We start from the raw sequence: 14200 nt of genomic DNA on the forward strand, positions 1-14200 counted from the left end.
TCAGTTGTCTATGGAGGGATTCACATTCTTTCGTATCATCCAGGCGGCGATAGGCCTGATGCTTATAGCCGAATATCTGCGCAGGACCTACGGAAAAAAGAAGGAGCGTCAGCGCATACACCCGGTTGACGGCTGGTTTATGCTGGCCGGAGGTGTGATTTTGCTTGTGCTTGGCGTTTGGGGTGAACTTCCATCGTTGAGATGAACCCGTGAAAAACCTGATACCCAGAAAAAATGTACCCGCGCTGATGCGGCAGCTCAAAAGGGCAGGCAAGAGAGTCGTATTCACCAACGGGGTTTTCGATATTATTCATCGCGGCCACGTAGAGTATCTGGCGAAGGCAAAATCATTCGGAGACGTACTGATAGTGGGACTCAACTCCGATGCGTCGGTGCGTCGCCTCAAGGGGAAAAATCGTCCGGTTCAGCCTCAGAAGGACAGGGCGATTATTCTTCTGGCTCTGAAGCCGGTTGACTTTGTCGTTTTTTTTGGTGAAGACCGACCCGACAAGCTAATTGAGTCGGTTCGTCCCGATGTTCTGGTTAAGGGGGCCGACTACAGGATCGAAGAGATTGCCGGAGCGAAGTTTGTTAAGTCCTATGGGGGCAAGGTTAAGAGGGTGACGCTGACCCGAGGGCGGTCGACCAGCGGGCTTCTCGATCGACTCAAATGATCGACAGCGCATTTTTCCAACTTCAAAATCAATCAGTCTTAGTGTTCGGCGGGTCTTGATTTTTGCGCCTTTTGGGTGTTTCTTATAAGCCATGTTTAAGGAAGTACCGGGCGCGACGGGGTTTGTTGTCGACGAGTTGAGTGCGAAGGGATACCCGGCCGCGTTGGCATCGATGCATCTGCGCGAGGGAAGGTTTTCGCGGGCGGTGGAAATCTGCCGTGAGCATCTTGCCCAGGCCCCCTCGCTGTTGTCGCTTCGGCTCGTATATGCCAGGGCCCTTTACCACGCTGGTCAGGCCGAGCCGGCGACGGAGCAATTTTACCGGGTGCTGGGGCAGGACCCCGACAATGTGGTGGCGCTGAAGTATCTTGGGGACATCAAGTATACATCGGGGGATGAATTTGGCGCGCTGTCGAATTACGGACGAATTCAGCAGATAGATGCGCTGAGTCGGGTGCTCAGTTGTCCGATACCGAGGGGCAGACCCGAAACAACACGAACAATTACACTAAAGCGGACTGAGGAAGAGGCGGCTGCTGTGAAGACAGCGGAGTCGCGACGGGCGATTCCTTTTTACACCGAGACAGTCGGTGATCTGTTTTTAAAGCAGGGCTACGCGCGTATGGCGTTGGACGTATACAGGGAGTTGAGCCGAAGCGGCTCCAACCCGCGAATCGCCGAAAAACTTGCTCTGGCCGAGGAAAAGATAAAGGAAAAGGAAAGCTCCCATGTCAAAAAAACGGATTGATGCTATTCGCAGGAAGATGTTGGCCGAGAATCTCGATGGAGTGATTGTCACGCATCTGGATCACGTGCGCTATCTATGTGGTTACACGGGCTCCTCCGGTATGCTGGCGCTTACCCGCAGCCAGGCCGAGTTCTTTACTGATTTTCGTTACAAGGAACAGGCGGCCAAAGAGGTCAAGGGAGCGCGGATAAATATCATCAAAGGCGTTCCGACGGCCGCGTTGAAAGATTTCCCCGCTTTCAATGTCAGCAATCGCAGGTATGGATACAATGGCGAATATCTTACGGTGGCCGGCCTGAACAGCCTCAAAAAAGACATACCCAAAGCGCTGTTCGTGGGGGCAGACGCGATTTTCGCTGACCTTGGCTGGGTAAAGGATCCGCAGGAGATAGCTGACATTGCCAAAGCGGCAGATATTGCCGACAAGGCATTCGAGCGAGTTTTACCGCTTGTTAAGCCGGGTATCCGGGAAAGCGAGGTGGCGGCGGAACTGGAGTACCAGATGATTATGCTTGGTTCCCAGAAGGCCGCGTTTGAAAGCATAGTAGCCTCCGGTTACCGTTCGGCCCTGCCGCACGGAGTGGCGTCACAAAAGAAAATCCAAAAAGGGGATTTCGTAACGTTCGATTTCGGGGCGACTGTCAACGGGTATGTGTCGGATATGACCCGCACGGTTGTCGTCGGGAAGGCGGCTCCCAAACAGAAAAAAATCTACACTATCGTGCTGAAAGCCAACAAGGCCGGCATAAGTCGTGTTAAGGCAGGGGTTTCGGGCAAGGCTGTTGATGCTGTATGCCGCCGGATCATCACTAAGGCCGGGTACGGCAAAGAGTTCGGTCACGGGACCGGGCACGGAATTGGCTTCTATGTGCATGTTGGCCCCAGGGTATCTCCGATATCTGAAGATAAGCTCATGACCAACAATGTCTTAACTATTGAGCCGGGGATTTATATCCCGGGCTGGGGGGGGGTACGGATCGAGGATGACGTTGTTGTCACCAGAACTGGTTGCAGGGTCCTGACCAAGGCTCCAAAAAACTTGTTGGAACTGTAATTCGATTCGTTTATTATAGAGCCTCTAAAATGAGTGCGGGGCAGGATTATGTCTGCCCTTGTTTCAGTGTTAACCATTGAGGTAACATTATGAATGAAAAGTACATCAAAAAGCTAATAAGACTGGTCGAGGAATCCGATATTGAATCATTAGAGGTCTCAAGTTGGGGCCGGAAGGTCAGAATCACCCACCGACTCGGTTCATCGTCGAACGGCAGCGGTGAAAGTGCCGCAATGGTGCGGCCGATTGTGGCTGCGAGCAATATCGAGACTCCACGACCTGCTCCATCGGCACCCCCGGCACCGGCTCAAGCGCCTCCAGCGGAAGATACCGGACGTTTGGTGGCGGTAAAGTCGCCGATGGTTGGAACGTTCTACGCGGCGCCGTCGCCCGAAGCTGACCCGTATGTTTCGCTGAATGAGAAGATCTCTGTTGGACAGGTGGTCTGTATAGTCGAAGCCATGAAGCTGATGAACGAGATAGAATCCGAGGTCAGCGGTCGGGTCGCCAAGATACTAGTCGAAAACGCCCAACCGGTCGAATTTGGCCAGGAGTTATTCTTGATCGATCCAGCGGGTTAGAATAACCGGAAAGGGGTTTTTATGACATTAAAGCAGATGCTGGTTGACATGCTCAACCGTAAAGCTTCGGATCTTCATATTCGCGTCGGTATAAGACCCCATCTCCGAGTCAACGGTCGTCTCGAGCAGATAGCGACCGATCCGGTTACGATAGACCTGATGGATCAAGTAGTCTCACAGATTCTCAACGATGCTCAGCGGGAGCGTTTCGACCGCAAGCATGAGATGGACCTGGCTTTGTCAGTAGCGAAGCTGGGTCGTTTTCGTATCAATCTTTTCCGTCAAAGAGGTACTACCGGCATCGCCATTCGTGCGGTAAACACGAGTGTGCCCACTTTCGAAGAGCTTCACCTCCCTGATTCGGTACGCAAGATAGCCCAGCTCCGGCGCGGGTTGGTTATCATTACGGGGACGACCGGTTCGGGTAAGTCGACGACGCTGGCGGCGCTTATCGAAGAGATGAACGCCAAGCGGACGGACAACGTTCTGACGATTGAAGATCCTATCGAGTATATTTACCGGGACAAGAAGTCGATTATTTCGCAGCGCGAGGTGGGAGGAGACACCGAGACCTTCGCCGCCGCGCTTCGTCACGCGTTTCGTCAGGACCCGGATGTCATCCTCATCGGTGAGGTTCGCGATATCGAGACGATGTCGATCGCTCTCACCGCGGCTGACACCGGTCACCTGGTGTTGACCACGCTTCACACCATGAACGTGGTGGAGACAATTACGCGTATCATATCGTTTTTCCCGCCGCACCAGCACCAGCAGATCAGGTTGCTTCTGGCCGGTACGCTCAAGGGTATTGTTTGCCAGCGTCTGTTGACCCGTGATGACATGCCCGGCCGGGTTCCGGCTCTGGAAATCATGTTTGATTCCGGGGCGATCAAGGAGTGTATAATCGATCCGGACAAAACAGCCGGTATTACGGATCTAATGGAGGGGGGCGGTGTTCAGTACGGTATGCAGACATTCGATCAGTCCATCATGAAGCTTCACAAGCAGGGTTTGATTTCGTTCGATGAAGCTATGCGCCATGCGACTAATCCTGAGGACTTTGACCTCAGGCTGCGGGGCATCACCGGTACTGCCGATCGGTGGAAAGAGGGGGAGGGTGAAGATGACACCCGCAGTGGTCGTCGTCTGGATGCGAGCAGCGATTTCACCAAGTATTAGGTCGTAGAAAATTGGGAACAGAGGAAGGCTCCGTACCTTGATGGTTCGGAGCCTTTTTGCGTTTGCGCGAGCGAGGCGGTTTTCGTTGCCTGTCAACGGGATACGACCGGATTCGGGTGGTCAAAAAATCTTCCTTTAATGTTGTCAGGGGCGGTTGTTTGGCTTATATTGCCTTTCAATTTCTGGACGGTGCCGTGCTGAATTTTGGAGTATTGGACGAGCACGGCGTGTGATGATACTGTGATAAGGGTAAGACATTGTTTGAAAAAGTACTTATAGCCAATCGGGGCGAGATAGCCCTTCGCGTCATACGCGCCTGCAAGGAGCTCGGAATAAAGACAGTGGCGGTGTACTCGGAGGCGGACCGTGATGCTTTGCATGTTCGATTTGCCGATGAGGACGTTTGTATCGGGCCGCCCCAGCCGGGTAAGTCGTATCTTGACAGCAAAAGGATCATTGCCGCGGCCGAGGTAACGAACGCCGATGCGATCCACCCGGGATATGGGTTCCTTGCCGAGAACGCCGATTTCGCTGAAATTTGCGAGTCGTGCGGGATAACGTTTATTGGCCCGACGCCCGAGCAGATTCGCCAGCTTGGCGATAAAGTGAAGGCAAAGGAATTGATGAGGCAGGCCGGTGTTCCGGTAACGCCAGGTTCGGATGGCGTGGTGGCATCGTTCGATGACGCCACCGAGATAGCCAGAGAGATCGGTTATCCCGTGATTCTCAAGGCGGTTGCCGGCGGTGGCGGAAAGGGTATGCGCGTTTGCCGTGACATGGCCGAGCTTGAGCGCGGTTTCCACCTGGCGTCCACCGAGGCCGCCAACGCTTTCAGTAATCCTGACCTTTATCTCGAGAAGTTCATTGAGAATCCCCATCACGTGGAGATCCAGATAATGGGGGACCAGCACGGCAACTACTTCCATTTCGGTGAGCGCGACTGTTCGATACAGAGAAGGCACCAGAAGCTTATCGAAGAAACGCCGTCGCCGCTGATGACTGAAGAACTTCGTGCTCGCATGGGCGAGGCGGCCATCAAAGGCGCGAAACTGGTGGGTTATCGCGGCGCGGGCACGATTGAATTTCTGGTCGACCGACACCTGAACTTCTTTTTCATGGAAATGAACACGAGAATACAGGTCGAACATCCGGTTACCGAAGAGGCCTTTGAAGTGGATCTCGTCAAGGATCAGCTCAAGGTGGCGATGGGCGAAAAGCTGACTTATCGCCAGGAGGATCTTGTTCACAAGTGGGCGTCGATAGAGTGCCGGATAAACGCCGAAGATCCCGAGAAGGACTTCCGTCCGATGCCCGGTGTTATCACTGCGCTTCACGTGCCCGGTGGGCCCGGGGTTCGAATTGACCGGGCGGTTTACACGGGGTATCTGATCCCGCCTTATTATGATTCGATGATTGCCAAGCTGATTGTCAAGGCACGTACTCGCGAGCAGGCGGTTGTAAAAATGCGTCACGCCCTCGATGAGTTTATTGTGGAGGGAGTGCCGACAACGGTCGGTTTCCATCGCGAAATTTTCAATCATCCGGATTTTGTGGCCGGTAAGTATGATATTGGATTTCTGGAAACCCGGTTCAAGAAGGTTGACAAGCCGGCGCCGGTGGAGTCTGAAGTCTCAGCCGAGGCGAAGGAATAGGCGCGGATGTTGCGCCGCACCTTAATAACATATGACCAGTATAAAACAGATGTAGTCTAAAAAATAAACAGGAGCTTGGAAAATGGCTAATGTACCTGCCGAACTGAAATACACCAAAGAGCATGAATGGGTGAAGGTCGAGGGTAAGGTCGCAATTGTCGGGATCACCGATTACGCCCAGGGTGAGCTGGGTGATATAGTATTTGTGGAATTACCTTCCGTAGGAGATAGTGTCGTGCAGATGAAGCCGTTCGGTACGATCGAGGCGGTGAAAGCGGTGTCCGACATGTACGCCCCGGTCTCCGGCAAGGTTGTCGAGGTCAACGCGGCCTTGGATGACGACCCGATGATTATCAATCGCGATCCGTATGGTGACGGGTGGATGCTCAAGATCGAGTTTTCGAATGCCACAGAAATTGAACAACTTCTCGATGCCACCGGTTATAATTCAGTAATTGGCTGAGCCACTTTAATGCTGTGTTACATATGAATTCGAAGAAAGAAAGATATGCCCTATATACCAAACACCGACGATGATCGTCGGAAGATGCTTCAGAAGATTGGGGTAAAGAGCTTAGAAGAAATTTTCAGTGTCATACCTGACCGGCTGAGATTAAAACGTCCCCTTGAAATACCTGCTTCGTCGGAGATGGAGATAATCCGGGAAGCCCAAAGGTTGTCCCGCGAAAACCGGGAAGGTTTGATTTCCTTTGCCGGCGGCGGTGTTTATGATCATTTCATTCCGGCGGCGGTTGATACGATTATCAGCCGTCCGGAATTCATGACGGCGTACACACCGTATCAGGCCGAAGTATCCCAGGGAACGCTTCAAGTGATTTACGAGTTCCAGAGCCACATCTGCCGTTTGACCGGGATGGATGTGGCGAATGCGTCGATGTATGACGGTGCCACTGCGGCTGCGGAGGCTGTCATCCTGGCGACGAGCGTGACCCGTCGCGGCAAGGTGGTTTTATCGGAAACCGTCAATCCGTTGTACCGGGAGGTTATCGCGACGTATTTGTCCGGCCGCGAAGTGGATATCGTGACCGTCCCGCTTAATGGCGGGGTGAGCGATAGTGACGGAATTATGGCCGCGCTGGACGATCAGACGGCCTGTGTGCTGGTGAGTCAGCCCAATTTCTTCGGTTTGCTCGAACAGCTCGACGGTTTGGCGGATGCTGTTCACAAGGTTGGTGCCAAGCTGATTATGTCGGTTGACCCAATCGCTCAGGCCATACTCAAGACTCCGTCCGACTGGGGCGCGGATATCGTGGTGGGTGAAGGTCAGGCGCTGGGTTTGCCGGTATCGTTCGGCGGTCCGCTTCTTGGATTTTTTGCGGCCAGGAAAGAGCTTGTTCGCTATATGCCGGGACGGATTGCCAGCCGGACAAAAGATGTCGACGGTAAGGAAGGGTTTGTGCTTACGCTTCAAACTCGTGAGCAGCACATTCGCCGTGAGAAGGCGACATCGAACATATGCACCAATCAGGCGCTTTGCGCCACGGCGGCATCGGTTTATATGACGCTGTTGGGCAAGACGGGACTCGAAAAGGTGGCGCTGCTCTCGGCTGAAAAGGCTCAGGAGGCAGCCGGGAAGATCTTCGCCATTGAAGGCTTCGAACCATATTTCAAAGCTCCTTTTGTGCGAGAATTCACCGTTAAAACTCCGGTTCCGGCCCAGAAGGTCATATTGGCTTTGTTGGATAATCAGGTGCTTTGCGGAGTGAACGCCGGGCGCTGGTTTGACGGCATGGACGACTGCCTTGTTGTCGCTTTGACGGAGAAGAGAACTTCCGAAGAGATCGATCAGCTGGTAAACAGCCTAAAGGAACTGGCAAGCAGTGGCGTACTGTCCGGTATGTAAAGCCGAGCTTATGGAAGGTGCTACGAGTTGCTACATCTGTGGTCACGAGCTCAACGATGCTGAGGATCAGCAGTGGGTCAGTCTTGGCGAAATCGAGGATAAGTTTTCGGCGGATTTTGCCACGGAGACGCTTGGCTCGTATGAGATACCGGTGGTTATTATTTCGAGATCCGGTTTTTTCGGTAATATTGGGTTGCCCCTGAACCCTTTTTATAAGCCGGGTTCGGCGCTTTTTGAGGTCATGGTACCGCAGGAGTATATCCAGGAGGCGTCGGATATTCTTGATATGACGCTCGGCGATAAATGGCAAAGAAAGGAAAAGTAATTGCTATATTGCCCCGGATGCAAGTATGAGTTTCAAGACAAACTGGTGGTTTGTCCCGATTGCGGCGAGACTCTTGTGGCGAAGTTGCCGAGGAGTTTTGCGCCGGCAGTGAGCCCCGATGACAGCTGGGTGCTTATCGGCGGGGTGATGGGGAAGGCGACGTCGAAAGTGGCGCAGGGATCGCTGGATTCCAACAACATACCATCGGTTTTTGTACCATCTACGATTAGCAGGGGCGGAGATTTCACAGTTCATCATGCCAGCACCACTGTGCCGGAATCGCAGGCAAACCTCATTCTCGTACCGAAGGAATTCGGAGATGAGGCCAGGCTGGTATTGCGGGCCGTGCTCGGCGATGAACTGAAGCAACCGGATGTTGATAATCCGTTAATTTAATATTCTTAGACCGGGAGAAGTTATGCGCACAGTCTCAACAATTTTGTTAGTTCTAATGGTCGTTGCCACGGTGGTGGTATCCTGTGGTCAGAAGCAGGTTCAGGAGCCGCTGACCGAGGCGCCTTTTTACACGACGCTCGAAGAGGGGAAACAGGCCGCCGGCGCGGACAAGCCCATCTTGATGGATTTCTATACCGATTGGTGCACGTGGTGTAAGAAGCTCAACGCTGAGGTGTTTACGGACTCAGCCGTTATTGACTATTTCGTTAACAACGTCGTGCTGGTCAAAATAAATGCGGAGGTAGATTCCGCCACCGCGAAAGCTTACAATGTCAGCGGCTATCCGACGCTGGTGCTCGTTGACAAGGATGGCAACGAGATCGACCGCATCGTAGGCTATCTGCCGGCTGATGAGTTCATTCAGAAGGTCGATGACTACCAGAATGGTGTCGGGACTCTGGAAGACTTGCTGGGTCAGGCCGAGGGTTCGTCGGACCGCGAGTTGTTTCTTGAGATCGCCGACAAGTACAAATACCGCGGCGCCCCGGACGATGCAAAAGTTTGGTTTGAGAAGGTGATCGCCGAAGGTGATCCGGCGGATTCTCTTTCGGGAGAGAGCCGTATGTCGCTGGCCGATATGCTCCGGAGGGCCAAAGATTACGCCGGAGCGCGTGATGCGTTCGCACAAATCGCAAAGGACTTCAAGGGTACGACTTTCGCTGAAGGTGCGGATATCTGGACGGCTATCGTGTATCGTCAGGAAGGCGACACCGCCAAAGCGATCGCGGCCTTTGAGAATTTTATCGCGAATTATCCTCAGTCAGAGGATGTTGAGTATGCCACCGAGCAGATCAAGAAGCTCAAAGGTATAAAAGAAGAAGAAACCAACTAGAGTAGACTGGAAAGCAGAACGGTTCTGATGAGCGAGGCTAATCTTATTTACGACAGGTCGGTTCCGGGCAGGAAAGGGTACACGCTGCCGGAAACATCGCGGACGGCGGACGAGATACTGAAAGCCATCCCTGCGGGTTTTCGTCGAAAAGCGCCGGCCGAACTTCCGCAAGTGGCCGAAGGGGAGGCGATGCGGCATTTTGTGGGGTTATCGGTGAAAAATCACCACATTGATAAGGGGTTTTATCCTCTTGGGTCGTGCACGATGAAGTACAACCCGAAACACAACGACAAAGTGGCGTCGTTGCCGGATTTTCGTGAGCACCATCCGCTGGCTCCCTGCAGCTCCGCGCCGGGTACTCTGCGTTTGATGTGGGAACTTGAAGGGTATCTCAAGGAGATATCCGGCTTTGCCGGTGTATCGCTTCAGCCGGTGGCCGGCGCTCACGGCGAGTTCGCCGGACTGCTTATCATGCGGGCCTACCATCAGCACCGCGGACAGAAACGGACCAAGGTCATTATACCCGACTCCGCGCATGGCACCAACCCGGCATCGGTAACATCGGTCGGCTTCACTTCGGTTCAGGTAAAATCGAACAGCAAGGGAGTGATATCGCCCGATGTCGTAGCCGAGGTTATGGACGACGAGGTGGCCGGGATGATGATGACCAACCCGAACACGCTCGGGATTTTCGAGACTCACATCAAGGAGATCGCTGAAATCGTCCACAAGGGTGGCGGTCTGATGTACATGGATGGCGCTAATCTTAACGCCAACATGGGCATCTTTCGTCCGGGCGATGTCGGGTTCGACGTCATGCACTTCAACCTGCACAAGACGTTTTCCACTCCGCACGGTGGTGGTGGACCGGGCGCGGGCGCTGTTGGCGTCACGGAAGGACTGCGGAAATTCCTTCCTCTTCCGGTACTGGAGAAGGACGCCGATGGCAAGCTGTTTTTCGACTACGACCGTCCGCACTCGATCGGCAGGCTCCATTCGTTTTACGGCAATTTCGCCAACATGGTACGCGCCTGGGTTTATATTCGTACTCTTGGGGGTGAAGGTCTGAAGCGGGTCAGTGAAAACGCCGTTCTGAATGCCAACTACCTTAAAGAGTTGGTTCGGGAAGACTATGAGCTGCCGTACGACGTTCACTGTATGCACGAGTTCGTGGTTTCCGGTAGTCGCCAGAAGGCGTTTGGCGTCAAAACCCTCGACATCTCGAAGCGACTCCTGGACTTCGGGGTGCATCCGCCGACGAACTACTTCCCGCTCATCGTTCCCGAGGCGATGATGATCGAACCGACCGAAACGGAGAGTGTCGAAACACTCGACAGGTTCGCCGGAATAATGAAGCAGATTGCCGGTGAGGCTCAGCGGACGCCCGAGATGGTTACCTCTGCTCCTCACAATACGCCGGTGAGGCGTCTTGATGAGGTAGGGGCGGCGCGTAACCTTGATGTCGCTTATTGACATCGGATACGATAGTATGTTTTTTCAGGCCGGTGCCGAGACCAGACGGCATCGGCCTTTTAACTGAGAAGTTTCAATGATAGAGCTTGAAAACGTTACCTTTCGCTATCGGGAAGACGCCCGCCCGGCCCTCAAGAGTGTGTCGCTCAGAGTGAATGACGGTGAGACGGTCTGTGTGATGGGGGCCAACGGGTCCGGCAAGTCGACTCTGGCGAAGCTTCTGGCGGGGCTGGTGGAGCCCCAGCAGGGGCAGGTAAGGATATCTCGCATCAGCTCCAGGGCAATCCCGGTTGGAATCATCTTTCAGAATCCCGATAATCAGATGGTGGCTGTAACGGTGGAGAAGGAACTCGCTTTCGCGCTTGAGAACCTGGGGTATTCGCAGGAGAAAATGGAGACCGCCATCACGGGTGCTCTGGCGACTTTCAACCTCACGCACCTTCGCCGCCGCCTCACCACGGAGCTTTCCGGTGGTGAGAAACAGCGGGTGGCGCTGGCGTCGGTGATGATATTCGAGCCCGATGTTCTGGTTCTCGATGAGCCGGATTCGTTTCTTGACGAGCAGGGGAAATCAGCGCTTCGCGAGGAATTGGAGAATATCCGGCGTCGTCAGCCCCGGGTGATACAGATTCATATCACCCAGTATCCGCAGATAGCCCGACTCTATAAGAGGCTCGTTGTTTTCAGTGAAGGTGAAGTTGCGGCTGACGGTGATCCGGCGGACATATTCCGCAGGACGGAATTCTGCGAGAGAGTGGGGCTGCGGTTTCCGATATCCGAAGGCAAGCGCATCGTAGTTCCACACCGCAGCGATATTCAGGCAATGCGAAAACAACCGTCGGTTGTGACAATAGAATCCGATGTTCTTGGCTTCCGATACTCCGAAAACGGACACATCATCCGCAATCTGAGTTTTGACGTCGCCGCGGGTGAGGCGGTCGGCATTGTGGGATTATCGGGATCGGGCAAGAGCACGCTGGGCAATTTGCTCTGCGGCCTGCTGACTCCTACGGATGGGGGCGTTTCGTACCTGGATCGCAACGGTCAGCCGGTTGATATCAGCGCCGTTGCCGGGCGGGTCACCGGGGTTTTTCAGCAGCCGGAAAAACAGTTTTTTCTTCCCACATGCTCGGAAGAAATGGCTTTCGGTCCGATGAATCTCGGTCGCAGGCTCAGCAGAGAACAGCAGATAGCGCTGTTCGCTATGGTCGGGCTGGACGCCAGCAAGTTCGCCGACCGTGATCCTTTTACGCTGTCGGGTGGGGAGAAGAGGCGGCTTGCTTTCGCGGTGGTGCTTTCGATGCGGCCCGATTTTGTTGTCTTCGATGAACCAACCTGCGGGCTGGACCCCGAAGGGGTGGGGAGATTTATTCTGATGGCCGGAGAGTTAAAGAAGATGGGTGTGGGGCTGGTTATAATATCACATGATGGAGATGTGATTAAGTCGCTGGCTGACAAAGTCGTGTATCTTCGCAACGATGCCAGCAACCTGGTGATGCCGAGAACGGATTTCTTTGCCAATCCGGATTACTGCAAAATCGTTTCGCCAGTCGGCCAATTGTCGATGTCCAAAAATTAGAAAATCTTCGTTTTTTTTCCATCCAATACTTGACTGCACTCTCGTGTGAGTTATTTTCCTCACCAACGAGATTGACCAGAGCGATCTCAAGCAGATTACTACTGAACCTTTTAAGGTAGTCCTGCGAGGCTACTAAAGGTGAGAAAATGACAGACCGCCACAGTTTATTAGCCCGCACAACGCGAATTCACGTTTTTCATAAAGAGATTAATCAATTAGCTGTAGATCAGGAGGTGTACTTTTGTCCGGGAAGACAGATGTAATCCTCAATGAAAAGAAGGTCAGCCGTGCCCTGACACGGATCGCGCACGAGATTCTCGAACAGAATCCGGACGCGAAATCGCTGGTGGTTATAGGGGTAATCACGCGCGGGGCCTATCTCGCCAAGAGAATAGCGAAGATCATTGAGGAACTCGAGGGGGTAACGGTTCCGGTGGGTTTGATGGATATCGGGTTGTATCGCGATGATGTTCATTCCAAGCTGGACCAACCGGTGGTGGAGCGGACGGAGATTTTATTCGATGTAGTCAATCGCAACGTGATTCTGGTGGATGATGTTTTATTCACCGGGCGAACAGTGCGGGCGGCGCTGGATCAGATAGTGGATTTTGGTCGGCCAAAAACGATTCAACTGGCGGTTTTGATCGACCGGGGTCACCGGGAGTTGCCGATCAAGGCCGACTATGTGGGTGTGAATATCCCCACGGCGAAAGAGGATCAGGTGATTCTCCATATCATGGAGAAAGACGGCATCGACGAGGTGTTGATTGAGCAGGGGCCGCGGAAAAGTTCAGCGGGAAAGACCGCCAGGAAAGGACAATCCGGCGGCGCGAAAGGAGGTAAGAAATGAGTCGCCTTCATTCACGTCACCTGCTGGGTCTCGAGGATGTACCCAAGGAAGATATATCGCTTATTTTGAAGACCACAGACTCGTTTCGCGAGGTTATTGACCGGACGATCAAGAAGGTTCCGACTCTGCGCGGTATAACTGTTTTGAATCTCTTTTATGAACCATCGACACGCACGCGCATATCGTTCGAGCTGGCGGAGAAGAGGCTTTCGGCTGATACGGTCAATTTCAGCACTTCGACCTCATCGGTGAAGAAAGGCGAGTCACTTCGCGACACGGTTCAGAATATCGAGGCGATGAAAATCGATATGGTAGTCGTGCGCCACAGTTCATCGGGAGCGCCTTACTACCTGACGAAGTGTATGGATGCCAATATCATCAACGCCGGTGACGGCGCTCACGAGCACCCCACGCAGGCTCTTCTGGATATGTATACCATTTTTAAGAAGTACGGCAAGCTCGAGGGATTGAGAGTGGTGCTGGTAGGAGATGTAAAGCATTCGCGGGTGATTCGCTCCAATATCTGGGGGCTGAAGACCATGAGGGCTTCGGTCGCGCTATGCGGGCCATCGACATTGTTGCCGTACGAAGCCGAAAAATTCGGTTGTGATATGTACACGAAAATGGATGAGGCTCTGGACGGCGCCGATGTTGTCAACGTAATGCGTATCCAACTCGAGCGCCAGCAGTCGGGACTGTTTCCTTCGCAGCGCGAATACACCAACCTTTTCGGTCTCAACAAAGACCGCCTCAGGCTGCTCAACAAGAATTATACGGTGATGCATCCCGGACCGATGAATCGCGGGGTGGAAATTACCAGCGAGGTGGCCGACGGAGCCAACTCGGTGATTCTGGAGCAGGTGACCAACGGTCAGGCGGTGCGCATGGCGGTGCTTTACCTGCTGTCGGGCCGCAAGGAGGAAGGGGAATAGA

General features: G+C 53.6%; 16 protein-coding genes. All 16 read left to right on the top strand.

Translation table 11 applies throughout. The features are described from left to right. Positions 1–10: 10 nt before the first annotated feature. The 16 genes from AB1483_11680 (at position 11) to AB1483_11755 (ending at position 14199) form a co-directional block, all read left to right on the top strand. On the top strand, positions 11–205 hold the full coding sequence (locus tag AB1483_11680) for a hypothetical protein (protein MEW6413109.1): 195 nt from the start codon (positions 11–13) through the stop codon (positions 203–205). A 4-nt stretch (positions 206–209) separates the two neighbouring features. Further along, a complete protein-coding gene (gene rfaE2 / locus AB1483_11685) occupies positions 210–674 on the top strand; it encodes a D-glycero-beta-D-manno-heptose 1-phosphate adenylyltransferase (protein ID MEW6413110.1) in 465 nt (154 codons plus the stop codon). A gap of 91 nt (positions 675–765) precedes the next feature. Continuing rightward, positions 766–1422 (top strand): tetratricopeptide repeat protein, encoded by a 657-nt coding sequence (locus AB1483_11690; GenBank protein ID MEW6413111.1) that lies wholly within the window; start codon positions 766–768, stop codon positions 1420–1422. Beyond that, positions 1403–2476 (top strand): Xaa-Pro peptidase family protein, encoded by a 1074-nt coding sequence (locus tag AB1483_11695; protein ID MEW6413112.1) that lies wholly within the window; start codon positions 1403–1405, stop codon positions 2474–2476. Before AB1483_11690 ends, AB1483_11695 begins: the two co-directional genes overlap by 20 nt. A gap of 89 nt (positions 2477–2565) precedes the next feature. Then, the gene (gene accB, locus AB1483_11700) at positions 2566–3057 is read left to right on the top strand and encodes an acetyl-CoA carboxylase biotin carboxyl carrier protein (GenBank protein ID MEW6413113.1); all 492 of its coding nucleotides are present in this window, start codon (positions 2566–2568) and stop codon (positions 3055–3057) included. Positions 3058–3078: 21 nt separating this feature from the next. Further along, positions 3079–4236 (top strand): PilT/PilU family type 4a pilus ATPase, encoded by a 1158-nt coding sequence (locus AB1483_11705; GenBank protein ID MEW6413114.1) that lies wholly within the window; start codon positions 3079–3081, stop codon positions 4234–4236. 257 nt (positions 4237–4493) lie between these two features. Continuing rightward, positions 4494–5888 (top strand): acetyl-CoA carboxylase biotin carboxylase subunit, encoded by a 1395-nt coding sequence (gene accC, locus AB1483_11710; protein MEW6413115.1) that lies wholly within the window; start codon positions 4494–4496, stop codon positions 5886–5888. Positions 5889–5970: 82 nt separating this feature from the next. Beyond that, positions 5971–6351 carry a glycine cleavage system protein GcvH gene (gene gcvH / locus AB1483_11715; protein MEW6413116.1) on the top strand — a complete coding sequence of 127 codons (381 nt, stop codon included), beginning with the start codon at positions 5971–5973 and terminating at the stop codon, positions 6349–6351. 45 nt (positions 6352–6396) lie between these two features. Further along, on the top strand, positions 6397–7752 hold the full coding sequence (gene gcvPA, locus AB1483_11720; protein MEW6413117.1) for an aminomethyl-transferring glycine dehydrogenase subunit GcvPA: 1356 nt from the start codon (positions 6397–6399) through the stop codon (positions 7750–7752). A 10-nt stretch (positions 7753–7762) separates the two neighbouring features. Further along, positions 7763–8077: a hypothetical protein gene (locus AB1483_11725; protein ID MEW6413118.1), complete on the top strand. Its 315-nt coding sequence runs from the start codon at positions 7763–7765 to the stop codon at positions 8075–8077. Next, a complete protein-coding gene (locus tag AB1483_11730; protein MEW6413119.1) occupies positions 8078–8473 on the top strand; it encodes a hypothetical protein in 396 nt (131 codons plus the stop codon). Between the two features lie 22 nt (positions 8474–8495). Continuing rightward, entirely contained in the window at positions 8496–9365 is an 870-nt protein-coding gene (locus AB1483_11735; protein MEW6413120.1) for a thioredoxin fold domain-containing protein, read from the top strand. A 27-nt stretch (positions 9366–9392) separates the two neighbouring features. Beyond that, positions 9393–10838: an aminomethyl-transferring glycine dehydrogenase subunit GcvPB gene (gene gcvPB, locus AB1483_11740; GenBank protein ID MEW6413121.1), complete on the top strand. Its 1446-nt coding sequence runs from the start codon at positions 9393–9395 to the stop codon at positions 10836–10838. A gap of 76 nt (positions 10839–10914) precedes the next feature. Next, entirely contained in the window at positions 10915–12417 is a 1503-nt protein-coding gene (locus AB1483_11745) for an energy-coupling factor transporter ATPase (protein ID MEW6413122.1), read from the top strand. Between the two features lie 241 nt (positions 12418–12658). Continuing rightward, positions 12659–13267: a bifunctional pyr operon transcriptional regulator/uracil phosphoribosyltransferase PyrR gene (gene pyrR, locus AB1483_11750; GenBank protein MEW6413123.1), complete on the top strand. Its 609-nt coding sequence runs from the start codon at positions 12659–12661 to the stop codon at positions 13265–13267. Continuing rightward, a complete protein-coding gene (locus tag AB1483_11755; GenBank protein ID MEW6413124.1) occupies positions 13264–14199 on the top strand; it encodes an aspartate carbamoyltransferase catalytic subunit in 936 nt (311 codons plus the stop codon). Before pyrR ends, AB1483_11755 begins: the two co-directional genes overlap by 4 nt. Position 14200: the final 1 nt, after the last annotated feature.

The organism is Candidatus Zixiibacteriota bacterium, assembly GCA_040756055.1.
GTDB lineage: Bacteria > Zixibacteria > MSB-5A5 > GN15 > FEB-12.

Excerpts from the sequence above, each read along its gene's own strand:
- AB1483_11745 (MEW6413122.1), top strand. The coding sequence starts at position 10,915 with ATGATAGAGCTTGAAAACGTTACCTTTCGCTATCGGGAAGACGCCCGC.
- AB1483_11695 (MEW6413112.1), top strand. The coding sequence starts at position 1,403 with ATGTCAAAAAAACGGATTGATGCTATTCGCAGGAAGATGTTGGCCGAG.
- AB1483_11755 (MEW6413124.1), top strand. The coding sequence starts at position 13,264 with ATGAGTCGCCTTCATTCACGTCACCTGCTGGGTCTCGAGGATGTACCC.
- AB1483_11680 (MEW6413109.1), top strand. The coding sequence starts at position 11 with ATGGAGGGATTCACATTCTTTCGTATCATCCAGGCGGCGATAGGCCTG.
- accB (MEW6413113.1), top strand. The coding sequence starts at position 2,566 with ATGAATGAAAAGTACATCAAAAAGCTAATAAGACTGGTCGAGGAATCC.
- AB1483_11735 (MEW6413120.1), top strand. The coding sequence starts at position 8,496 with ATGCGCACAGTCTCAACAATTTTGTTAGTTCTAATGGTCGTTGCCACG.
- gcvH (MEW6413116.1), top strand. The coding sequence starts at position 5,971 with ATGGCTAATGTACCTGCCGAACTGAAATACACCAAAGAGCATGAATGG.
- AB1483_11690 (MEW6413111.1), top strand. The coding sequence starts at position 766 with ATGTTTAAGGAAGTACCGGGCGCGACGGGGTTTGTTGTCGACGAGTTG.
- gcvPB (MEW6413121.1), top strand. The coding sequence starts at position 9,393 with ATGAGCGAGGCTAATCTTATTTACGACAGGTCGGTTCCGGGCAGGAAA.
- gcvPA (MEW6413117.1), top strand. The coding sequence starts at position 6,397 with ATGCCCTATATACCAAACACCGACGATGATCGTCGGAAGATGCTTCAG.
- AB1483_11705 (MEW6413114.1), top strand. The coding sequence starts at position 3,079 with ATGACATTAAAGCAGATGCTGGTTGACATGCTCAACCGTAAAGCTTCG.
- AB1483_11725 (MEW6413118.1), top strand. The coding sequence starts at position 7,763 with ATGGAAGGTGCTACGAGTTGCTACATCTGTGGTCACGAGCTCAACGAT.